The 22906-nt window shown below is 51.4% G+C and carries 23 protein-coding genes; 5 read left to right on the top strand and 18 right to left on the bottom strand.

The annotated features are described in order from the left end of the window. Positions 1–24: 24 nt before the first annotated feature. From ligA to smc, 3 genes are all read right to left on the bottom strand, one after another. Complete coding sequence (ligA, locus tag Kalk_RS19115; RefSeq protein WP_101895776.1) at positions 25–2079, bottom strand: NAD-dependent DNA ligase LigA; 2055 nt, start codon at positions 2077–2079, stop codon at positions 25–27. A gap of 113 nt (positions 2080–2192) precedes the next feature. Beyond that, positions 2193–3221, bottom strand: a complete 1029-nt coding sequence (gene zipA, locus Kalk_RS19110) for a cell division protein ZipA (protein ID WP_101895775.1) — start codon at positions 3219–3221, stop codon at positions 2193–2195. 127 nt (positions 3222–3348) lie between these two features. Beyond that, the gene (gene smc, locus Kalk_RS19105) at positions 3349–6852 is read right to left on the bottom strand and encodes a chromosome segregation protein SMC (protein ID WP_101895774.1); all 3504 of its coding nucleotides are present in this window, start codon (positions 6850–6852) and stop codon (positions 3349–3351) included. A 192-nt stretch (positions 6853–7044) separates the two neighbouring features. Here smc and cysZ point away from each other — a divergent pair, with 192 nt between their 5' ends. Continuing rightward, positions 7045–7866: a sulfate transporter CysZ gene (gene cysZ, locus Kalk_RS19100; RefSeq protein ID WP_101895773.1), complete on the top strand. Its 822-nt coding sequence runs from the start codon at positions 7045–7047 to the stop codon at positions 7864–7866. Positions 7867–7894: 28 nt separating this feature from the next. On the opposite strand, the gene Kalk_RS19095 is transcribed toward cysZ, so the two are convergent. Further along, positions 7895–8566, bottom strand: a complete 672-nt coding sequence (locus Kalk_RS19095; RefSeq protein ID WP_101895772.1) for a GntR family transcriptional regulator — start codon at positions 8564–8566, stop codon at positions 7895–7897. A gap of 328 nt (positions 8567–8894) precedes the next feature. Here Kalk_RS19095 and Kalk_RS19090 point away from each other — a divergent pair, with 328 nt between their 5' ends. After that, the gene (locus tag Kalk_RS19090; protein ID WP_101895771.1) at positions 8895–9908 is read left to right on the top strand and encodes a putative solute-binding protein; all 1014 of its coding nucleotides are present in this window, start codon (positions 8895–8897) and stop codon (positions 9906–9908) included. 54 nt (positions 9909–9962) lie between these two features. On the opposite strand, the gene ccmE is transcribed toward Kalk_RS19090, so the two are convergent. The 5 genes from ccmE to ccmA are packed head-to-tail and all read right to left on the bottom strand — an operon-like array spanning position 9963 to position 12722. Next, entirely contained in the window at positions 9963–10406 is a 444-nt protein-coding gene (gene ccmE / locus Kalk_RS19085; RefSeq protein ID WP_101895770.1) for a cytochrome c maturation protein CcmE, read from the bottom strand. Continuing rightward, positions 10403–10582, bottom strand: a complete 180-nt coding sequence (gene ccmD / locus Kalk_RS19080; protein ID WP_101895769.1) for a heme exporter protein CcmD — start codon at positions 10580–10582, stop codon at positions 10403–10405. The genes ccmE and ccmD overlap by 4 nt, the downstream gene beginning before the upstream one ends. Positions 10583–10584: 2 nt before the next feature. Continuing rightward, on the bottom strand, positions 10585–11349 hold the full coding sequence (locus Kalk_RS19075; RefSeq protein WP_233716724.1) for a heme ABC transporter permease: 765 nt from the start codon (positions 11347–11349) through the stop codon (positions 10585–10587). 3 nt (positions 11350–11352) lie between these two features. Further along, a complete protein-coding gene (gene ccmB / locus Kalk_RS19070) occupies positions 11353–12078 on the bottom strand; it encodes a heme exporter protein CcmB (protein WP_233716722.1) in 726 nt (241 codons plus the stop codon). Next, the gene (gene ccmA, locus Kalk_RS19065) at positions 12063–12722 is read right to left on the bottom strand and encodes a cytochrome c biogenesis heme-transporting ATPase CcmA (protein ID WP_233716720.1); all 660 of its coding nucleotides are present in this window, start codon (positions 12720–12722) and stop codon (positions 12063–12065) included. Before ccmA ends, ccmB begins: the two co-directional genes overlap by 16 nt. A 173-nt stretch (positions 12723–12895) precedes the next feature. Between ccmA and Kalk_RS19060 the strand changes: the two genes are divergently transcribed. From Kalk_RS19060 to Kalk_RS19050, 3 genes are all read left to right on the top strand, one after another. After that, on the top strand, positions 12896–13651 hold the full coding sequence (locus tag Kalk_RS19060; protein WP_101895767.1) for a sulfite exporter TauE/SafE family protein: 756 nt from the start codon (positions 12896–12898) through the stop codon (positions 13649–13651). Positions 13652–13715: 64 nt separating this feature from the next. Then, on the top strand, positions 13716–15542 hold the full coding sequence (locus Kalk_RS19055; protein WP_101895766.1) for a flagellar hook-length control protein FliK: 1827 nt from the start codon (positions 13716–13718) through the stop codon (positions 15540–15542). Next, entirely contained in the window at positions 15539–15865 is a 327-nt protein-coding gene (locus Kalk_RS19050; RefSeq protein ID WP_101895765.1) for an EscU/YscU/HrcU family type III secretion system export apparatus switch protein, read from the top strand. Before Kalk_RS19055 ends, Kalk_RS19050 begins: the two co-directional genes overlap by 4 nt. Positions 15866–15973: 108 nt before the next feature. Here Kalk_RS19050 and Kalk_RS19045 read toward each other — a convergent pair whose 3' ends face one another. The 9 genes from Kalk_RS19045 to Kalk_RS19005 all read right to left on the bottom strand — a co-directional run bounded on the left by Kalk_RS19045 (position 15974) and on the right by Kalk_RS19005 (position 22900). Then, positions 15974–16429, bottom strand: coding sequence for a rhodanese-like domain-containing protein (locus Kalk_RS19045; RefSeq protein WP_158643590.1), 456 nt, complete (start codon positions 16427–16429; stop codon positions 15974–15976). Positions 16430–16596: 167 nt separating this feature from the next. Continuing rightward, positions 16597–17007, bottom strand: coding sequence for a hypothetical protein (locus Kalk_RS19040; protein ID WP_101895763.1), 411 nt, complete (start codon positions 17005–17007; stop codon positions 16597–16599). A 12-nt stretch (positions 17008–17019) separates the two neighbouring features. Further along, on the bottom strand, positions 17020–17502 hold the full coding sequence (locus tag Kalk_RS19035; RefSeq protein ID WP_101895762.1) for a chemotaxis protein CheW: 483 nt from the start codon (positions 17500–17502) through the stop codon (positions 17020–17022). 92 nt (positions 17503–17594) lie between these two features. Next, on the bottom strand, positions 17595–18077 hold the full coding sequence (locus Kalk_RS19030; RefSeq protein WP_101895761.1) for a chemotaxis protein CheW: 483 nt from the start codon (positions 18075–18077) through the stop codon (positions 17595–17597). A 119-nt stretch (positions 18078–18196) separates the two neighbouring features. Next, the gene (locus Kalk_RS19025) at positions 18197–19156 is read right to left on the bottom strand and encodes a chemotaxis protein CheW (protein ID WP_101895760.1); all 960 of its coding nucleotides are present in this window, start codon (positions 19154–19156) and stop codon (positions 18197–18199) included. Positions 19157–19202: 46 nt separating this feature from the next. After that, entirely contained in the window at positions 19203–20006 is an 804-nt protein-coding gene (locus tag Kalk_RS19020) for a ParA family protein (protein ID WP_101895759.1), read from the bottom strand. 9 nt (positions 20007–20015) lie between these two features. Further along, a complete protein-coding gene (gene motD, locus Kalk_RS19015) occupies positions 20016–20999 on the bottom strand; it encodes a flagellar motor protein MotD (RefSeq protein ID WP_101895758.1) in 984 nt (327 codons plus the stop codon). A 16-nt stretch (positions 21000–21015) separates the two neighbouring features. After that, complete coding sequence (locus Kalk_RS19010; protein ID WP_101895757.1) at positions 21016–21759, bottom strand: flagellar motor protein; 744 nt, start codon at positions 21757–21759, stop codon at positions 21016–21018. Positions 21760–21763: 4 nt separating this feature from the next. Further along, positions 21764–22900, bottom strand: a complete 1137-nt coding sequence (locus tag Kalk_RS19005; protein ID WP_101895756.1) for a protein-glutamate methylesterase/protein-glutamine glutaminase — start codon at positions 22898–22900, stop codon at positions 21764–21766. Positions 22901–22906 lie beyond the last annotated feature (6 nt).

Here is a 22906-nt window from a genome sequence, read left to right as displayed (position 1 = left end):
CCTCCTAATGATTACGGTGAAACGTTACTGAATTGGCTGAATTCCGTGCTCTTGCAATAACTGAATAAACGCAGTCTCATCCAAAACAGGAACACCAAGGGATTCTGCTTTGCTTAATTTGGAGCCTGCTTTTTCGCCAGCCACCACAGCATCGCTCATCTTCGACACACTGCCACTGACTTTTGCTCCCAAATCAAGCAAATATTGCTTGGCTTCATCCCTCGTCATTTGTGTAAGGGTTCCGGTTAGCACATAGGTCTGCCCCGCCAGTGGCAAAGAGTCCCGATCTACTGCCTGCTGCTCCTGCCAGTGCACACCAGCGGCCAGCAATGCGTCGATGATTTCCAGATTATGATCCTGCTGAAAGAACGCTACTATATGATTAGCCACTATTGGGCCGACGTCCGGAACCTGCTGCAAAGTATCGGCATCGGCCTGCTTGAGTGCGGCCAGATTGCCAAAGTAATTCGCCAGGTTGAGGGCTGTAGCCTCCCCCACCTCACGAATACCCAACGCAAACAGGAATCGAGGCAACGTTGTGGATTTACTGTTCTCCAGCGCTGTAATCAGATTGTGGGCAGACTTATCACCCATGCGCTCCATGGCAGCGAGCTGTTCGGCTTTCAAGCGGTAAAGATCCGACACATGGGCGATCAAACCTTGATCCACCATCTGCTCTACGAGTTTATCCCCCAGCCCATCTACATCCATGGCTTTACGGGAGGCAAAGTGTTTGATGGCTTCTTTTACCTGCGCCTGACAGAACAAGCCACCCGAACAACGGACCACCGCCTCGCCCTCTGCTTTGGTAATATCAGAACCGCAAACCGGACAAACGCTGGGCATAAGCACAGGCTCGGCATCATTTGGCCTGCGCTCAAGCACCACCTTTACTACTTTTGGAATAACATCGCCAGCGCGGTGCACGATGACAGTATCGCCTATGCGCACGTCCATCCGCGCCACTTCATCCATATTGTGCAACGTGGCATTGCTGACGGTTACCCCACCCACAAACACTGGCTGCAATCGTGCCACCGGCGTAATGGCACCGGTGCGACCTACCTGAAACTCTACGCCCAATAGCGTAGTGAGTTCTTCCTGGGCAGGGAACTTATGGGCGGTTGCCCAGCGTGGCGCGCGGGAGACAAAGCCCAATTCACGCTGTAGTTTTAGGTCATTGACCTTATACACAATGCCATCAATTTCGTATTCGAGTGCATTGCGTTTGGCAAGAATACGATCATGGTAGGATTGCAGTTCATTGGCTCCAGTGGCGACCTCTATCTCTGGATTAACCCGCATTCCCCACCCCTTTAAGCGCATCAAATTACCGTGATGGGTGTCCGCTAAATCTCCGCCCTCCACATAACCCACGCTGTAGCAATACATATCCAATGGGCGTTGACGGGTGATGCTGGAATCAAGCTGCCGCAAACTCCCCGCCGCCGCATTACGAGGATTGGCGAACGTTTTCTCCCCACGCTCGATGGCCTTCTCATTGAGCCGGTTAAAACCGGCTTTAGGCATAAACACTTCGCCACGCACTTCCAAAATCTGCGGGTAATCGTCGCCACGTAACCGCAATGGAATAGATTCGATGGTACGAATATTCATGGTGATGTCTTCACCTGTTTGGCCATCACCGCGGGTAGCCGCCTGCACCAGTACACCGTTTTCGTATAAAAGACTCACCGCCAAGCCATCCAGCTTGGGCTCACAGACGTACTGGATTTCACCCTCAACGTTCAGGCGCTCACGAATTCGGCGATCAAAAGCGATCAATTCTTCTTCGTTAAAGACGTTGTCTAACGACAACATAGGAATGCGGTGCTGCACTTGCTGAAAAGCAGCAAGAGGTTGGGCACCAACACGCTGGGTAGGTGAATCTGACGAAATCAATTCAGGATGGGCTGTTTCCAGCTGCTTCAACTGCTGAAATAAACGATCGTATTCCACATCAGGAATAGAGGGCTCATCCAACACATAGTAAAGATAGTTGTGCTCTCTGAGCTGCTCCCGCAGCTGATCGATCTGCTGTTTTATTGTCTGTTCTGTTTGATGGTCTGTTGAGGCCATGCATGAATCCAACCTGTTACGATTTCCTGGTTGGAATTATACACGTCAGATGCCCGACTCTCGAACGGTAACTTTACTGTGGCGCTGCACTGCGCCACAGTACCAACAACCGGTTAGTGTTGCTTCTGACTGGCTTTGTAGGAAAGAAAGCGGCGCTCAAAATCCAGAACCCGTTGACGATAATGCTCAGCGGTCTGCTGTCGCATCACGTTGTGATGCTCATCCTTCACGTCAGCATCCAGTAGGTTTGCAATCTTGCGCGCAGAGTCCATCATGATCTCGAAGGAATGGATCGGCCGTTTCGGGCCAGGCAGCTTCATGAACATGCAGATGCCTGGCGTGCTGAACTCCTCCATTCGATCCACGTCAAACACACCGGGCTCCACCACATTGGCCGCACTGAACAGCAGACTACCTTTACCACTGTGCTGCTCGTAACGGTGAAATATGTTCATTTCTCCAAAACGGAATCCGCAGGACAGCATCACCCGAAGCAGATCGTTACCTTCCAGCTCCCCGGAGCGCGCCATCACGTTGATCACCAGCACTTCCTGTAAATCTGGGTCAATTTCCACTTCTGCCGATTTCTCTTCCCGGCGCTTGCCGCCTGTTTTCTTCGCTAGTTGCGCCTGCTGCTCTGCCCGAGTAGCGATCAATAGATCGTCGTCGTCAAACAGATCGTTCTGGGTATGGGCATCGCCTTCAGCCCCCACCAAGTCATCCACGTACTCCTGCTCCGGAGACGCCTCACGGGGCTTCTGCTTGGCTTCAACTCGAGCAGGCTTTGGCTCCACCGGCTGGCGCGGAGCGCGCTGTTCCGCAACAACCTCTTCATTGAATGATATATCGTTTTCATCCAGAGCCGAGCCGAAGCTATCACCCATTTCGGGTTCCTTGCGCGTGGCAACCGGCTCGCTCGCTCCAATGGAGCGACGTACACTCAACGGAATTTTACGGGCACCACCATTTGGCAGCTCCCCTTTATATGATTCCCAATCATCTTCGCAGCTGCCTCCCATTTCGGAAGGCAACTCAAGCTCGCCCAGTTTGGATTTACGCATGCGGCGATAGCCGTCAAACAAAATCCCTGCAATGACTACCAAACCTACCAGTATCAAGACTTCTCTTAGGCCGAATTCCATTAATCGAATCCTCGCGTCTTCTCTGCGGTTTCTGCTTGATCAAACCCTGATCGCAGTTTTTTCTCATCTATCAGAAACATAGAGCAAATCCACTAAAAATAAAGCTATTACGTCAAAAATTCGTAAATTAAGCCACTGCCATCGCAGCGGCCTCTTCCACATCCACGGTTACCAGGCGCGACACCCCCGGCTCGTGCATGGTCACACCCATCAACTGATGCGCCATTTCCATGGCAATCTTGTTGTGGGTGATGTAAATAAATTGCACCTTGGAGGACATTTCTTCCACCATGCGGGAATAACGCCCAACATTGGCATCGTCCAACGGAGCATCCACCTCATCCAGCATACAGAACGGCGCAGGATTGAGCTGGAAAATGGAGAACACCAGCGCGATGGCTGTCAGCGCTTTTTCACCACCGCTTAACAGATGGATTGTGCTGTTCTTTTTACCTGGCGGGCGAGCCATGATGGCCACACCGGTATCCAGCAAGTCATCACCAGTGAGTTCAAGATACGCGTGACCACCCCCAAATACTTTCGGGAACAATTCCGAAAGGCCGGAGGTAACCTTGTCGAAGGTCTCTTTAAAGCGGGTACGCGTTTCACGGTCGATTTTGCGAATGGCGTTTTCCAGTGTGTCCAACGCCTGCATTAAATCGTCATGTTGAGCGTCCAGGTAGTTTTTGCGCTCAGACTGTGATTTGAATTCATCTATTGCCGCCAGGTTGATGGCCCCTAAGCGAGAAATTCGGGCACCTATCCGCTCCAGTTCGGAGGTCCAATCGGTTTCGTTTGCCTCTTGCGGCAATTCATTTACGATGGTTTCCAGATCAAACTGGGATTCAGCCAACTGCGCCTGTAAATTTTCACGCTGCACACGCATACCCTGCCAATCCATGCGGTGACGCTCCAGCTCGGAACGCACGCTTTGAGCAGACTGCTCGGCTTCTCCACGTTTTTTCTCAGCGGCGCGCAGATTATGCTCACATTCTTCCTGAGTGCGACGCGCGCAAGCCAGCTCTTCTTCTACCGTAAGGCGGGCTTCCAGCTTTTCTTCCAACTCTGCCTGCAACTCCACGAAGGGGTCGTCACCCAATGCCAGTTGTTCTTCGATGCCGGTGCGACGCTCCTGCATGGTAGCCAATTGCTGTCGCAAGCGTTCGAGGCCCTGCTTGAAAGAATCCTGCCTGGATTTCAGCTGCTGCACTTGTAATGCCAATTGGTGGGCTCGATCCTTACCACCACGCGCCGCCTGCTTGACTTGATCCAGACGATCCTTATTTGCATCACGCTGTTTCAACAACGCTTCACGCTGCTCGGTATCCTGGGTCATCACGTCCATGGCTTCTTGCAACACCAAACGAGCCTCCCCCAGGCTTTCCTGCTCATGGGCTTGCTGCTCGCGGCACTCATCCAGCTCCTTGCTGATACGATCACGACGCATGCTGAACTGCTCAAGGCGCACTTGCTTGGCGCTGAGCTGGGCTTTCAGATCAGAGATGGAACGGTTGTATTCTGTCAGCTCACGCTGGGCTTCTTCACGGCGCTCTTCCAGCTCACGCAACACTTCGCGGCCTTCGGTAAGCTGATCAGTAAAATCTTCTACTTTGGCTTCAAGCTCCTGCAGCCGGGCGGTGGTTTCTTCCAATGCCTTTTGACGTTTGAGAACGCTGCCCTCCTGATCGGTATCACGGGCAACGCGCATCCAGTTGGGGCCAATCCAGATGCCATCCGGCGTAATCAAGGATTCACCACCACCCAGCTGTCCGCGTAACTGCAGCGCTTGCGCCAAATCATTGGCCACATACACACCGGCGGTAAGCGTTTTGGCGGAGGCCTCCCCTTGTATTTTGTCGGCCAATGCTTGCAGGCTTTGATTGACTGGCACAGCGGGCTGTTGACTGGTGTCCAGAAACGACACCACGCCTTTTTCCAAACTGCTGACCACGGCAGTGACCGCATCCAAACCATTAATGCACACTGCTTGCAGATAATCGCCCAGCACCGTTTCTACGGCTTTTTCCCAACCACTTTCGGTGCTGATTTTCTGGGCGAGGCGCTGATTGCTATCCAGATTATTCTGAGCCAGCCATTCCACCAGATCCGATTCGCCCATGGCCGCCTGTTGCAGCGCCTCTAACGATGCATGACGCCCTTTGAGGGTCTGCATTTCGCTTTTATACTGATCCAGATCGTGGCTCACCTGGTTATTACTCTCACGCTTGGCTTTCATGTCTTCTTGAACGCCCAGAAGATTTGCCTGCATGTCTTCGATTTTCATATCCGCTTCTGCCATGCGCTCTTCCAGCATGGCCACTTCTTCTTCCAACGGACCGGCTGACAGGGTTTCCTGTTCGCCTTTTAAGCGTTCAATTCGATCCCGCAAACGTTCAACGGATTGTTCCAGATGTTGGATGCGTGATTGCTCCACCTGAGCACGCTGCCGAGGCTCGTTGGCTTTGTGGTTGAATTCATCCCACTCCAATTGCCATTGCTGCATACGTTCTTCTGCTTCATGCAGGTTTTCGTTGGCGGCGTCGGCTTCCTCACGCACCAGCTCGTACTGCGGCTCGATTTCGGTCAGCTCGATGGTGACTTCTTCTAACTGTTCTTCATCGGAGCGAATCTGCTCTTCACCCGCTTTGCAGGCCTCAATGGTCTGCTGTAAATCTGTACGCAGCTGATTGCCGCGCTCTTTGGTATGCTGAATGGTTTGTTCAATACGGGCGATGTCGGCACCCAACCCATAGTAGCGCCCCTGCACCTCGTTGAGTTTGTCGCTCAGCTCATGGTGCTGATCGCGCTGCTGCTCGATCTGGGCATCCATAGCACGCTGATCGGCAATGAAGGCCTCCAGCTTTACTTCCAGATCACGGATATTGGATTCGCTGCCCTGCACTTTGTCATTGAGTGATTTCCACTTCAGGGCCTGCAATTGGGCGCGAACCAAGCGCTCTTCTTCTTTGAACTGCTTGTATTTCTCCGCTGCGGCAGCCTGTCGCTCCAGATGCTGCAGCTGGCGGCCAAGCTCTTCCCGCAAATCCTCCAGGCGCTCTAAGTTCTCGCGGGTGCGGCGCATGCGATGCTCGGTTTCCTTGCGGCGCTCTTTGTATTTGGAGATGCCAGCGGCCTCTTCGATGTATACCCGCAACTCTTCCGGCTTAGCCTCAATCAGACGAGAGATCATGCCTTGTTCAATGATGGCGTAGCTGCGAGGGCCAAGACCGGTACCAAGAAAAATGTCCGTAATGTCCTTACGGCGGCACTTGGTGCCGTTTAGGTAGTAGTTGGACTGACCATCACGGGTTACCTGACGCTTGATGGCGATCTCACTGTAATTGGCGTACTCGCCCAGCAACGTGCCATCGCTGTTATCGAACACCAGTTCCACCGAGGCCTGGGTGGTGGGTTTACGCGAATTGGAGCCGTTAAAAATAACGTCGGTCATGGATTCGCCCCGCAGGTGTTTGGCAGAACTTTCGCCCATTACCCAGCGAACGGCATCGATCACGTTGGACTTACCACAGCCGTTAGGGCCTACAACGGCACTAAGATTGTTGGGGAACGACACCATGGTGGGATCCACAAACGATTTAAATCCGGCAAGTTTGATCGATTTCAGGCGCATGAATCGTCTTTATCCTTATTGGAATTTGTTTAGCTGCTATACAAATCAGCTTTGCTTTTAACCAGCACAGGCCTTAATTTTAAACGGCCTATTGTAACGGGTTTTAGCGCCAGCACCACCCTGGGGACAGAGTAAAAATACCGAATATTTATAGGGGCTTAAATCTCTGACGCAGGCATCGGGCGTCAGAATATGATAGGGTTTCGCGCATTGACCAAGCAGGAGCAACAACACATGATTCAGGATTTAAAGGATGGGGTGAACTGTGTTTCGGAAGGCTTCAATCTAGCTAAACGGCGCAGTCTGCGGCCCTATATGATAGTGCCACTGATCACCAACATTTTGCTGTTCACTATCAGTGGCTACCTGGTAACCAGCTATGCCTATGAATGGATTTCTGGCTGGACCACCGCTGTAGACTTATGGAGCTGGCTGGATTGGCTCGAGCCGTTCATTGATCAATTATTAGGCGCTTTGAAGTGGGTGATCTTTGCTGTCATCATTCTGGGACTGTTGTTTGTAATGGGTTCGACTTTCACCATGTTCACCCATTTGGTGGTAGGGCCTTTTATTGGCATCCTGGGTGAAAAAGCCGAACTGGAACTGCATGAACCAAACTATCCCCAGCATACTCTGGGACAGATTGCGATGCGCACCCTGGCCAGAGAGTTCCGCAAGCTGATCTACTGGATTGTGCGGGCGGTGGGCCTGGGTGTTGTGTCCCTGGTGCTGTATTTTATTCCCGGCGTTAACGCTGTGGTGCCAGTACTGTGGTTCCTGTTTGGATCGTGGATTCTGGCGATGCAGTATCTGGACGTGCCCGCCGACAACAATGGCCGCAGCTTTCAGGAAGTACTGGCTCTCATGCGCAAGCATCGAGCGGCAGTGATGGCGTTTGGTGCGGTGGTTATGGCACTCACCTCCCTGCCCATCATCAACCTGTTCATTATTCCGGTAGCGGTGTGTGGCGGGGTGGTGTTTTGGGTGCGCAAGATCCAGCCTGAGCTGAACTAAGAGCGCCGGAATTCGCCAACTGGCTGCCTCAGATAGAGGCAGCCTCGCTGGATTCAAGACGCTTTAATACCGTTTCACGCTGATACTCACCAAACTGCACCAGCTTCTGCTCTGCTCCATCTACATCGCGCGCAACGATGCAGGCCATCAGTTCGCGAAAAAACACCATGGACTTGTCGATTTCAGCCTGATTCAGGTTAATCGCAAAATAGTAGGTACGACGCACAGCAGGCTGCAGATCTTCAAGCATATCTTCGAGATAAGGGTTATCTACAAACTGATATGCCATACGGGCAAAATTGAAGGTTGCATCGTAGAAATTCATCACCTGGGCGTTGGCTACGTAACCTTCCATCAACTGGAGCAGCTCAAGGAACGGTTCCAGCTCGTCATCCTTCCAGGCTTCGGTAGCCCGACGACACAGCTGACCAATCAACAGGATATTCATTTCGTAGACATCACGGACGTGCTTAGGGGTCATTTCAGACACCACTGCACCCTTGCGCGGCACAATATCGATCAGGTAACGGCGCGCGAGGATAAGATAGGCCTCCCGCACGGAGCCACGGCTCACGTTCAACTCGCTGGCGACCCGCAACTCCTGTATGCGGTCTCCGGCTTTCAACTCGCCGGTAATAATTAACTGCCCAAGATGTTGAGCAATCTGCTCGGAAAGACTGTCTGGCGCTTTAAAGCTCATGTTGGTGAGGCTACTTCTTGTATTTTGTGAATTATGTTTCCTAAACACACAATACTGCATGTCAGCGTGGAGTTTCCGCATTGACAACAACCCCGTCAAGTATTTCCACCACAATCAATTCACGGCAGACCAATTGCCATATCGTCCTACAATCATACAAGCAATGCAAAGAATTAATTTTTTGACTCAATTCACTAAGAAAAACAACCGAATATCATCATTCTTCCGGCCAATCCTCCCCAACTCGAAGTGTGATATACAGTAGCTCTTCTCAGAAGCTTTTATTTTGTTTTTTATTTGGCTTGTTTTATTTAAGAGGGACAACTTCATGTATACCAATATAAAAAGACTACTACTGGTTTTAATTGCCGCCACGGTGATTCCGGCCCAGGCCGCAGATTACATCAAGCGAACCATATGCGTTTGGGATATCGTTGGCCGCGGTGGCCCCATCGCTCAGGCAGTGGAAGAGTTCAACCTGGAGGCGACCAAATGGGGTGTGGACTTGGAGCTGATTGTGAACTCCAGCGAAAAAGTAATCGTTGAACAGTTCCGATCCAAGCAGTGCGATGCGGCCTTTTTATCGGAGTTACGCATCCGCAACTTTATCAAATTTACTGGCTCGCTGTACGCTGTGGGGGCCATGCCAGAGGAACGGCACCTGCGCCTGATGCATCAGCTTCTGGCATCGCCGCAAATGGCCGACAAAATGCGCCAGGGACCGTTTGAAATTGCCGGTATCGCACCCGCAGGCGAGGTGTATGTATTTGTGCGCGATCGCAGTATTAATAGCCTCGACAAAGCAGTAGGCCGCAAGATCGCCGTGCTGGGTGACGACATTTATCAACAGCAGATGGTGGAATTAATCGGCGGCACCCCTATCACCGTGACCGAAGCCACAGCGGGCAGCATGTTCAACAACGGGGGCGTCGATGTATTACCAGCACCGGCAATTGCCTATAACCCGCTGGAACTCTACAAAGGCCTGGAGCCCAACGGCGGTATTATCCATTACCCTCTGGCACAGATTTCAGGCCAGTTGATCACCTGGCATGATCGCTTTCCTGAGGACTTTGGCCAAAAGTCACGGGAATTTCATTTTTCTCAGTTTGATCGCATCATGAAGGAAATTGAAATGTCCACCAAAGCCATTGATACCAAGTGGTGGGTTGAGATACCGGAAGCCGACAAGGCCAACTATGAAAAGCTAATGGATGATGTGCGTATCGAAGCGGTGAAAGCAGACTATTGGGACGGCGACATGATTAAGCTGCAACGCCGGGTGCGCTGCAAATTCGACCCCACCCGCGCGGAGTGCGCCAAGCCACGGGATGCACTGTAAGTTATAGCATGTAGAGGGAGCCCGGTTATCACCGGGCTTGTTACTTTATTACCGTCAGGATTTCTCTTTCTTGGGGTGTCCGGCTTTCTCCAACGCTTCCTGCACCTCTGGCGGCACATAGTTTTCATCGTGCTTGGCCAATACCTCATCAGCCTCAACCAAAGTGCCACCAATCAGTTTGCCGTTTGCGATTATACCCTGCCCTTCCCGAAACAGATCGGGCAGTATCCCGGAGAAACGCACGGTGATCTGCTCGGCATTGTCGGTTAGATCAAACGTTACCTGCAGATCCTCTCCCCGCTTGACGCTGCCGGGCACAACCAAACCACCCACACGAATGCGACGCTCCAGCGGTGCCTTGCCCTCTGCGATTTCAGTGGGCGTAAAAAACAGATTTATGTTTTCTTTAAGCGCGAACATCATCAACGCCGTTGACAGCCCCACCGCTGCCAGCACCCCCAGCACAATGATCAATCTTTGTTTGCGTTTTGGATTCATGATTCTGCCTGCTCCCGCCTTGCTTTACGTTTAATGTCGTCCACCAGCCCTTTACGACGAATAAGTGGGGCCACGATATTAGCCAGCACCACCACCAATGTGATGCCATAGGCCGACCACACATAAGGGCCATGCTTGCCCATTGCGATGAAGTCTGCAAATGATTCAAAAGCCATGATTACACTCCCACCAGTTTTTTCACCCAGCTGCTACGCTGTTCGCGCAAGAGGATTTCACAGCGGGTAGAGAGGATGAGCATCACTGCAAACAAGCAATAAAATCCGCCGATACAGCTCAGCAACGTATACAGCATTTCCATATCGATGGCAGAGCTGGTCATTCTGATGGATGCCGGTTGATGCAACGTGTTCCACCACTCCACCGAATATTTGATGATGGGAAGATTTACCGCTCCCACGATGCTCAGCACCGCAGTTGCACGGGCAGCCGACTGGGCATTCTCAATGGCGGCGTTCAGGGCAATCACACCGATATACAGAAACAACAGTATCAACATTGAGGTCAGCCTGGCATCCCACACCCACCATGTACCCCAGGTAGGCTTACCCCATATGGAGCCAGTAACCAGGCAGATAAAAGCAAACGATGCCCCGATAGGCGCGATGGACTTGGCCACCATCTCGGCCATTTTCATACGCCAGACCAGCACAATCACCCCCGCAACCGCCATGGCAAAATACCCAGCCATAGCAATACTGGCCGCAGGCACATGAATGTAGATAACCCGATAACTGTTGCCTTGATACTTTTCTGGCGGCGCAAAGCCCAGGCCATAAATCAAACCGGGAATCAGCAACAACACTGTTGCTGCCACTAACCAGGGCAGCATCTTGCTGGTTAAATCGTAAAAATAACGGGGTGATCCGAATTTATGATATAGCCGTTTTATGGTTTCAAACACGAGCACCTCAATTTCACTCACACTCTATTGGCTGGTTACGCTGATACGTAAGGCCGCTGCAATAGCAAAAGGCGCAAACGTCAGCGCCAACACCAGAAAGGCCGCCAGATAGGCCAGCTGCCCGACATAAGGCAACGTCATCGACGCGGCCTCTACCGCACTGGTGCCAAAAATCAGCACCGGAATATACAGGGGCAGTGCGATCACCGCGATTAACACCCCGCCTTTTCTCAACCCTACTGTCAACGCCGCCCCAATTGCACTGATCATACTCAGGATGGGAGTGCCCAATAACAGGCTGTACAACGTTACTTTCACCGTGGCTGCGTCCATAAACAACATGACGCTGAGTACCGGTGCCACACAAATCAGGGGCAGCGCGGTCACCAGCCAGTGAGCCACAACTTTACCAAAGGCCATAATAAACAGCGGCTGAGGGCTTAACAGAGACAGCTCCAACGACCCATCATCAAAATCCTGCCGAAACAGGCTGTCTACCGACAACAATGTGGACAGCAAGGCCGCAATCCAAATCACTCCAGGGCCGATTTTTTGCAATGTCCCCGGCTCCGGCCCGATCCCCAGAGGAAACAGGGCAATCACCATGATGAAGAAGAATAAGGGATTCACCATATCCGTTCGTTGACGAAACGCAATTAACAGGTCCCGTTTCAGAATTGCGATCATACCGGACCACATTGATGGCGGTTCTGCATTCGGCACAGAATGAGACACTACTGGATCTGCCATGTTCCCTTCCCCAGACCTAAATGCAGTTTACGGAGAATCGGTAGATCCAGCGCATGGTGAGTGGTGATCAGCACGGAACCACCTCTGGCGGCATGGTTCTGAATCAGGCCTTCAAGCTCTGCAACGCCCTTGCGATCAATGGCGGTAAAGGGCTCGTCCAGCACCCACAGGTGCGCAGGCTCCACATGAAGACGCGCCAATGCCACCCGCCGCTTCTGGCCCGCAGAAAGGCTATAAACCGGTACATCTTCGTAGCTCAACAACCCCACTGACTTGAGAGCGGCTTCGATTTTGGCTTCCAGCCCAGCCTCAGCAGGGGAAATGCCCTTTAACTGCAGAATCCAACGCAAGTTTTCCCTTGGGGTAAGAGACGATTTAATACCCGTGAGATGTCCAAAATACAGCGTATCGCGCCGGAAGTCGGAATCCACATTACGGCGCAGTTGCCCCTGCCAATGAATCTGCCCCTCGAAATCATCAGACAATCCACACAACACCCGCAGCAGCGTGGTTTTGCCACTACCATTAGGCCCTTCAATCTGCATCACCTCTCCCGCCTGTAGGGAGAACGTCAAATCCTTGATCAGGATGCGATCATCTCGTTCGCAGAACAGACCTTCTGCCTGCATCAATGGTGTTGCCACAAACTCAGCCTAATTGTTGTTGGTAGGGTGGTGAAAGCGGCCCATTATAACCAAAGTTCGCGCAGGTTGCCGCGCTGTATTTACTGCGCCGGTTTGCAGATCACGAAACCATCCCCTACCATTGGCACCGCTGCCCCACGCAGCCCTCCTGCCCTTGATCAGTCGGAGTCCTCATGGACATTGATGCTTTTCACCTGATACTGCTGATCGTTTCCGGCGTTGCTGCAGGTTTTGTCAATACCGTCGCAGGTGGCGGTTCGATCTTTACGCTGCCTGCGCTGATCCTGCTGGGTATGCCCGCTGATGTCGCAAACGGCACTAACCGCGTAGGTGTGCTCATGCAGTCGGCAGCCGCCGTGCGAGGCTTCAATCGTCATGAGATGCTGGATCACAGCGCCATCTTGCCCATTTTGCTGCCAACGATAATCGGCTCGCTGATCGGATCCTCCGTCGCGTCGGTCATTCCTGCGGAAGTTTTAAAACCGGTACTGCTCGGCACCATGATGACCATGACCCTGCTTATTGTGCTCAGGCCCAGCACCATCCCCAACACAAACGAGCCCGTAATGAGTATGCAGCAGCGGCCATCTGCGGCAGCCTGGCTGTTTCTTGCGGGCCTTTATGGTGGATTTGTGCAGGCAGGAGTAGGTTTTATCCTGCTCACCGCGCTGGCAGGCGTATTACGCTATGACCTGCTGCGGGCAAACGCTTTGAAAATGATGTGCACGCTGGTGTTCAGTGCCGTGGCTCTGGCGGTCTTCATATATCAGGATCAAGTGCTGTGGATTCCCGGCCTGATTGTGGGGGTGGGATCGATCATTGGCGTGCAGCTGAGTGTGAAATTCGCTATTTCAGCCAAACAGAGCACCCTGAAGTGGATTTTGCTGAGCATGGCCATGCTGGTGTGCTTGGCAGCACTCTTTAAGTAAAAATCACCGTATCCAGTCGCCCGAACTATACTAGGAACATGAACAAGATCTATCGGGTTAATCCATGATTGACTTGCCACCAGGGGCACGCCCTTCCAGCCAGGCAGGAGCCACCAGCCCCGCAGCAGAGATTCGTCCGGCAGAACTGGCCAGGATGCAAACCAGCCAGGCCATCGAAGCAGTGGTGCTGGAGAGCACATTGCGCCAGCAGGCCGGAACAGCCCAAAAACCGGTGTATGAAATTTTACTGAAGGCCAGCGCCGCACTGGCCAGCAACCCGCCACTCAATACCACGGCGACCAGCTCTGCAGTAACACCTGCAACGCCCAATCCAGCGCCGCTTACCCAAATCACTCCCAATAGCATTACTTTGCTAAGACAGGGCCAAAGCATACTGATAAAAACAGCTGCAGAATTCCCTTTGCAGCCAGGGGCGCAATTATTAGCGACCGTTTCACCGACAAAAGGCGTAGTGCTGCATCGGATATTACCCCCCCAACTGGCGGCCACCATTAACCAGGCGTTGAAACAACTGGTTCCCCAACAGCAAAGCCTCAGCCCCCTGTTCAGGATGGTGGAACAGATATCCGCTCAGCCCATCAGCGGACTGCCAAAAGCGATTCAGCCGCAACTTAGCACGCTGATCCAACTACTTCCAAAACTGGAACAATTGAAAACAGCCGAACAACTGCGTAACGCACTCAACAACAGTGGACTGTTTCTCGAGAACAAAATACAAAAGGCTCTGGTGCAAACTGTGCAGGCAAAATCTGCCACCCAAACACCCCTGAGCCAAAGCCTGAAAGAATTAACCACGCTGGTCAAAGAGGCGGTAAACAAGCGCCCGTTAACCGTGCAGGACACCTCGGCCAAGGGAGCCTCTGTGGATCTGGGGCCTGTGCTTAAATACGACATCAAACAGCAACTGATAAGCTTGCAGGCTCGCTTGGAAACGGCTCAATCGAACATTCAGAATGCAGCAACAAGCAATCTGCAGCCAACCAACACACTCTCCGGCAGCGGGGCAAGCGGTGCTGCGGGCATAACGCCACCAGGCACAGCCGTAGGCACAACAGCAGAAAAGGGTGAAGCCTCAGCAAAATCAGCCCCCACGCCTGGAACACCCCCCAACAATCAGAGCCTGACAAACAAATCTGAACGTACCGCAGCCACCTATTCCCCACCTCGCTCAGGCGCCACAAACAGCCATGAGGCGGCATTCGTTCCAACCCGGCCCGCCCCCAACAAAACCCACGGTTACAGCGCGGTTCAAAGCAGCTCAGTCATCAACAGCGCAGACCCGCTGTCAAAAACCAGCGCTGAGACCTTCCTGCTGCCACCATTGCCGGGCAACATTACTCTGCAACCACAGGCACGTGCAAAGCTTCAGGCCGCGGGTGACATGGCCGATGCTCTGGTTTCGATCCTACTGAAACAGGTCAAAGGGGCTTTAAGCCGCATCACCCTGCATCAATTGGCGTCACATACCCGCAACCAAGATCCAACCGCGCCCCAGCCGCAACTCAGCTTCGAACTGCCCATTTTGCATCAAAACCAAGTGCAGATTTTTCAATTTCTGATAGAAGAAAGGGAGCCTGACTCCGATCAAAACGAGAAAAAGCAAGGCAAGCGCTGGGTTGTACAAATGGCATTTGATATCGAAGGGCTTGGCCCGATGCTGTGTCAGATCAGCTTAGTGGGTCATTCCGCCTCTGTTTCATTCTGGGCGGAGTGGGAAAACACCCTTCAGCACACCCGCAATCACTTTGATTACCTGCAAAAGGTTCTGACCGAAATGGGGTTAAAAGTAGAAAAGCTGCAAGGACACCTCGGCATCCCCAAAACAGAACAGGCGATCTTGCAAAATCAACTGGTGGACATCCACACATGAGCGAAGACCAATCCAATCAGGCAGTCGCACTGACCTACGACGGAAAAAGCGCACCTTTCGTAAGCGCCTCTGGCAGCCAGGAATTGGCCCAGGAGATCATTCGAATTGCTCGCGAAAACGATGTTCCCATCTACGAAAACCCTCAGCTGGTAGATATTCTCGCGCGACTGGAAGTGGGCGACGAAATACCCGAACTTCTATACCGAACCATCGCAGAAATCATCGCCTTTGTGTACATGCTAAAAGGGAAAACACCGGACGGGTTTGGCCGAACAGAAAACAGCACCTTCGGTCAAAATCGAATTCAAGGGCCCGCCGAATAAAATTCACCAGGCAGCCTGGGGATCATTGCGGCACTAGGCCTGCGAATAAAAAAACGGCCCCCTTCCAAGGAGGCCGTTTCTACACGAGCACAACGGATTGACAGGAAACTACTGAATTACGCTATCAACCTGAACACTGCGACCGGCCATCTTCAACTCCACCGGTAAATCTGCAGCCATCCATGAATAAAATCCATCACGGAAATAGTAAACATTACTGTAACCCCAGTTAGAGGCGAAGAAACTGGCCATCGCACTGCTTACATTCAAGGGGCTACTGGTATAAAAAACGATGGGAGTGGCTCGATCAAGTTCTTTGGATATATACAGCACCGCAAACTCACTGGCATTAAAATCCAAATTAACAGCACCTTGAATATGGCCCAGACTCCAAGACTGTGCGTCACGTACATCGATAAACACAGCCCCATCGTCAAACAACGTTTTAGCTTTTTCCAGATCAACTGTATTCGCCCCCATTACAACATCAGGGGCTTCTGCTAACGCTACAGCAGAGGACAACATCAAGACCAGACTACATACTACCTTCGCAAAAACGTTCATACGATACACCCAAACAGGTCGCTGAAAACTCATTTTGAGTATAGGTGTCAGGGCGTTTTGCGGTTGGAATATTTGGCTCTAAGAATTGCGCATTCTATTCGCAAGATATTGAAATTTATAGAAGTATTTATGGAAAAGCGTCAACAAAAACAGCAAATCTAAGTTGGTTAGGGCTTGGTGTGCTTCTGCTTGTTCACCAATGCCATTAATTTGGCTTCGGTGCGGGAAGGGCCATCATCTTCATCAGCAGACTCAAGCTCGCGACCTTTCAGAACCCGATCAGCCTGACGCCGGAATAGATGCTCTGAATTACTTTGCGCCAGATCATCCTGCCGTTCTAAGGCCTGATTAAGACGCTTCTCGGTGTTCATCAAACGTTGACCGATGCCCAATGAACCGGTGTTTAAAAATTCTATCTTGCTCTCAAGGCTCTTGATCCGCGCCTCCAGCATTTTCTTCTCATCCTGCAACATCAGCTGGTTATGTTTCATTTTCTGAACCTGCATCAACAGCAGCACCATGCCCGCCGTTAGAAATACAGCAATCAACACGCCTAACCAGAACTGATCTACATACATGGAAAATTCACCCTAAAACCCCATCGCCATGCCAACACCGCCACCGGCTGTCTCAATCATGCGCTCCAAATCAATCAAAATCAGCAGCTCATCGTGCTTGTTACAAACACCGGTAATAAACTTGGACGTCTCATCATTACCGACATTAGGCGCTTTTTCGATTTCTGATTCGTTGAGATAAGTCACCTCTGCCACACTGTCCACCAGCATGCCAATCACTTGTTTCTCGACTTCTACGATGACAATTCGAGTGTTGTTATTAATTTCACCTGCACCCAAACCAAAGCGGGTGCGAGTGTCGATCACGGTAACAACGTTACCACGCAAGTTAATAATGCCCAGTACGTAATAGGGTGCTCCGGGCACAGGTGTGATCTCGGTGTATCGCAACACCTCACGAATCTGCATTACGCTCACACCGTAAATTTCGTCACCTAGCCGAAATGTTCCCCACTGTGTGACCTGATCATCTGAGGCGGCCTCATTTCTGGCCATAGTCAAAGACTCCTGATGTGTTCCTTAACGTCAAAATTACATCGCCTTGGGTGGTTATTCTGTCGATGCAGCTAACATGCCAACCGCTGAACCTATACTGAGTCCAGTTCGGCCCATTCATCATCGGTCAGCATCTTGTCCAGCTCCAGCAGAATCAGCAGTTCGCCGTCCTTGTGACACACACCCTGAATATATCGTGCGCTTTCATCGTTGCCGATGTTAGGTGACGTATCGATTTCCGACTGGCGCAAATACACCACTTCCGCCACGCTATCCACCAAAATGCCTATAACATGAGCACTTGCTTCGGTAATGACGATACGGGTGTTGTCATTGATATCACCTTTGGGCAACCCAAAGCGCAAGCGAGTATCAATTACTGTAACCACGTTGCCACGCAAGTTAATAATGCCCAGCACGTGGTGGGAACCACCGGGAACCGGGGCAATATCGGTAAAGCGCAGCACTTCCTGCACTTGCATTACATTAATTCCGTAGGTTTCACCGGCCAAACGAAAGGTAACCCACTGGATAACAGGATCGTCACTGGAACGAGTTTGAGCTGTATTTGCCATAATTTATGCCACTTGAATTTGATGACACTTCGGCCAGTTTAACTGGTTGTTTTATAACTATAGATCAGGGAAGACACAGCGCCAGTATCGAGGATTCAATTTGGAGGGGGCAATGAGGTTTATTGTGTCTGTTCAGCCATATTGATGATTTCCTGAAAACCGTCTGTGTCCACCAACGAGCACATATACTCGACCACTGTGCCGGCCAGCCATGGCCTTTTACCCCGTTGACTACGCCATTTAACCTGATCAGGCTCCAGAGTGATGGATCTCTCAACCTGATGGCAGGCCAAGCCCCATGAATAACCGTGGATTGTAATGACATAAGCCAGCGAGCTTCGGCTGGCTGGATCATAACGTTCCGGCATCACGCACAACCCGGTATCCAACACTTTGATATTTCCGGCACTGGGGGTTTGCAAGATCCCCAGAAACCAGTCAAATTGGCCTGGCAAGGCGTTAAACTTACGATCAATCTGATGAACTGAGCCCAGCGTAATCAAAGGCACCGCCAACTTGAGCCCATTCACATTAAAGATCAAGCATTCGAAACGGGACTGTGCCCAAACAGGGCGGCCATTCGCACACCACTGGTTTTGTCCCTTAATATCAACGCCTTCAAGCGCGCTATCCTGTGGATCGTCGGGTTCGATTTCAGCTTCAACCGGTTCAACAACCGGATCGGGTTTCTGCGCGGGCATCGACACCTTGGCCTCCGGAATGCTTTCCGGGGTGGTGTCTACTGGGGCAACTTCTTTAGGCTTAACGGCAGGCGTTTCGGGGGCAATGCGCAGCAAGGATTCACTCAACAAAGCTGGGCGATCCATAACCGAATAGGGCATTGATTCCTTCTTATCAACAACCATCGCTGAGGGTTGCTTTACAGGGGCCGAAGCCACAGGATATTTCTTCTTACTGATATCAAAATGGGCAACATTATCAGGAACTACACGCCGCACTGGTAGATTACTGGATACAGGTTCGTCTGCCGCCGGGTCATGGAGCATCTCATCCAGATAATCGTATATCACTCGATCCACTGCATTGATCGGTTGATCGTCTTGCTTCTCGTCGTTCATGTCCTTCGCTACTGCTTGCGAAATGGGACTCGGAATCCAAACCTGATTAAGAAGAGGCTTGGTGCTTAATACTCGAATCGGGCTCGTGGCTCATTAGATATTTTAGCAGAGAGCCGTAGGCCAAGACCCCTCGGCAACCTGATTCATAGTTACTGGGTGGCACACCCGCTCTGCTGGCATCCCGAAACCGGGTGTCTACCGGTATAGCAGAGGGCCAGATATGGCCGTCATAAGTTTGACGCAGCAATCGCAGGCTACCTACAGAAGCCTGAGTACGACGATCGAACATAGTGGGCACCACCAGATAGGGTAGCTCACGTTTCTGCGAACGCATCACCATTTGCAACGTTCGCATCATGCGCTCCAACCCTTTGATGGCCAGAAACTCAGTTTGCACTGGCAGCAGTAGCTGCTGGCAGGCAGCTAACGCGTTGATTAATAACACACCCAGAATGGGCGGAGTATCCATCAACACATAGTCGTAATCGTCCCACAACCACGCAATGGTCTTGGATATCACCAAACCTGCCCCGCCCTGACTTACCGCCTGGCGCTCCAGCATGGCTAAGGATGTGGAAGACGGTGTAAAATCCAGCCCCGGAAAACCGGTGTTTAAAATCAGTTGGCGCGGTAGCTGCTGAGGCACTTCCCCCTTATGTTGAAACAACTGATAAACCGACAGCTCCATTTCATCCGGGTTTTGTTTGAAATAGCTGGTCAGTGAGCCATGAGGATCCAGGTCGATCATCAATACCCGATGCCCTTGCTGCGCAAGAATCCCACCCAGCCCTACCACGGTGGTGGTTTTACCCACACCACCTTTCTGATTCGCCACTGCCCAGATCTTCACTTAGCTACCCTACTCTTTTGTCTGGCCATCTGCTGAAAACAGCAAACCGCCATCCTGTAATCGAATAATTCTGAGCGGAACTTCAGATTCAGCACGATCACGCCTGTCTTTACTGACGCCAGCCGAACCGGTTCCCATTTTATAGTCCGCCGCTTTTGCACCCACCACATCACTCACCGGTTTTGCTTCAGCCTTAGAGATCACTAATGCGATTCGGCGGTTACGGGAACGCCCATCCTCCGTTTCATTATCGGCCACAGGGTGATATTCTCCATAGCCCACCGCCGCTAATTGTGCTGGATTGATTCCTCGGCCTTCAAAAAATCGAACCACGCTGGCGGCTCGGGATGCAGACAGCTCCCAGTTGGAAGGAAACTGACGTGTCTCGATCGGTACATTATCAGTGTAACCTTCAACATGAATTGGATTAGGTTTACCTTTCAGAACATCACTTACTTTATCCAATACATCTTTCGAAGCAGCGGAAAGCGTTGCACTGCCACTGGGATACAGCACACTGGCTTTAATGTTCACTTCAATCCACTCATCATTGCCACGGATTTCTACGTCATTGCTGTCGATTTGCTGTTGTAGCTTGGTAGCCAATTGCTCGGTTATTTTAGAAAGGTGATCGACTTCGTTGTCGCGCATATCGCCCTGACGAGCAGCTCGATTTTCCACATCATCAAACAGGCCTTCCACACTGAATTGATAATCTTCTTTACTGGAATAGTCACCGGGCACCGGCAGCTTGATCAACTGATCATTGCTTTTATGGACATCCTTATCACCCACGGTGAGTGGATCAAGGGTTCTGGGTTTCGCGTTAAATACACTCACCAAGGAATCGGACAAGACTTTATACTTGCCCTCATTTACTGAGGAAATCGAATACATAACCACGAAAAATGCGAACAGCAACGTAATGAAATCTGCGTAGGAAATTACCCAGCGCTCATGATTTACGTGTTCTTCCACCTGTCGTCGTCGCATAGCCCACCCCGCTGGATCACTGGTCCAGATATCCCTCGAGTTTCATTTCGATGGTTCTTGGGTTTTCACCATCGGCAATGGCAATAAGGCCTTCGATTACCATTTCTCGCTGGCTGCTTTGCGCTTTGATTGTGGATTTTAGTTTGGCGGCAATCGGCAGAAATATAAGATTCGCCAACCCCACACCATAAATAGTTGCAACAAAGGCCGTGGCAATACCTGCACCCAGCTTACTGGGGTCTGCCAGATTTCCCATCACGTGAATAAGGCCCATAACGGCACCAATAATACCAATGGTTGGCGAATAACCTCCCATGGCTTCGAACACCTTTGCTGCATGCAGGTGCTTATCCTCTTGGGCGATCAGCTCCACTTCCATAATATTACGGATGGATTCCGGTTCACCGCCATCCACCAGCAACTGCAATCCTTTACGAGAAAACCCATCCGACTCATTTTCTGTTATCGCTTCCAAACCCAACAAGCCTTCCTTGCGAGCAGTCAGGCTCCAATGTATCACCCGATCGATATTCTCTTTCATATCAATGGCTGGCGGGAAGAACACCCAACGTAAAACAGAGAAGGAATGCTTGAACGTTGCCATGGGGGTTTGCAACATCGCGGCACCAAGCGTACCGCCAATCACAATGACGGCAGCAGGCCCATTGGCCAGGCCAGACAGGTGCCCTCCCTCCATAGCGTTTCCGCCTATGATGGCAACGATGCCAATCAGCAGGCCTGTGATACTCAAGATATCCATAGTGTCAGCGCAGCTCGCCTAAAGTATTACCTACATCTTTGATGTCAATTACCGCATCGGATAAGCCTGCGGTTTCTACAGCCATGGGCATACCGTAAACAACACAACTTTGTTCGCTTTGAGTCCAAACTGTTGCACCGTTTCGCTTCAACAGCTTACACCCCTCACGTCCATCGGTACCCATTCCTGTTAACACCAATGCAAGAATCTTGCCTCTTATGCTTCTCGCCGCTGATCCAAACGTAATATCAACACTGGGTCGATACTGAATTTTGTCGTTGCCGTCGATTATGGACACCGTTTGCCCATTACCTTCCACCAACATTTGCTTGCCACCCGGAGCCAACAGCGCTGTCCCCGGTCGAATAGGATCATTGTCCGCAGCTTCTTTCACGTTAATCTTGCACAGGCGGTTTAATCTTTCCGCAAAAGCGGAAGTAAATGTCCCCGGCATGTGTTGCACCAACAGGATGGGAAAAGGATAGTTTGCAGGTAATGATGTAAGGATATTCTGCAGAGCCACCGGGCCACCGGTGGAAGCGCCAATTAAAATGATGCGCGGACGATCACCTTGCAATGATTCTATAGGGCTTTTACCACCCCTTGCCTTTGCTGGTGGCCGCAGGTCAGATTTGGATGACGGTTTACTGGGGGCAGACGGCCTTGGAACCGGCTGACTTGCAGCAGGCACTGCTGTTGCTGAAGCAACAGGTGCAGGTGCAGCCGCACGCCGCATAAATGCGCCACGCCGGGCAATCGCAATGACACGATCCTGTAATAATTTGGCGCTATCACCAGGATCACCCGACATGGATTCAAAACTTTTTGGCAGATAATCCAGAGCACCGGCTTCCAAGGCGTCCAGCGTAACCCGAGCCCCTTCATAACTCAGAGAGGAAAACATCAAAATAGGAGTCGGCCGTTCAGACATAATCAAACGCACCGCAGAGATGCCATCCATTAGCGGCATCTCATAATCCATAGTAATGACATCGGGTTTAAGTGATTTGGATTGCTCTACAGCGGCCTTGCCGTTTTCCGCAAACCCTATCACTTTCAATTCGGGTGTTTTTTCCAGAATTTCTTTGATTCTTCGACGGAAAAATGCGGAGTCGTCTACGACAAGCACATTAGTTGGCATTCAACA

This window comes from Ketobacter alkanivorans (assembly GCF_002863865.1).
In the GTDB taxonomy this organism is placed as follows: domain Bacteria; phylum Pseudomonadota; class Gammaproteobacteria; order Pseudomonadales; family Ketobacteraceae; genus Ketobacter; species Ketobacter alkanivorans.
This window is presented reverse-complemented; position numbering and strand designations above follow the sequence as displayed.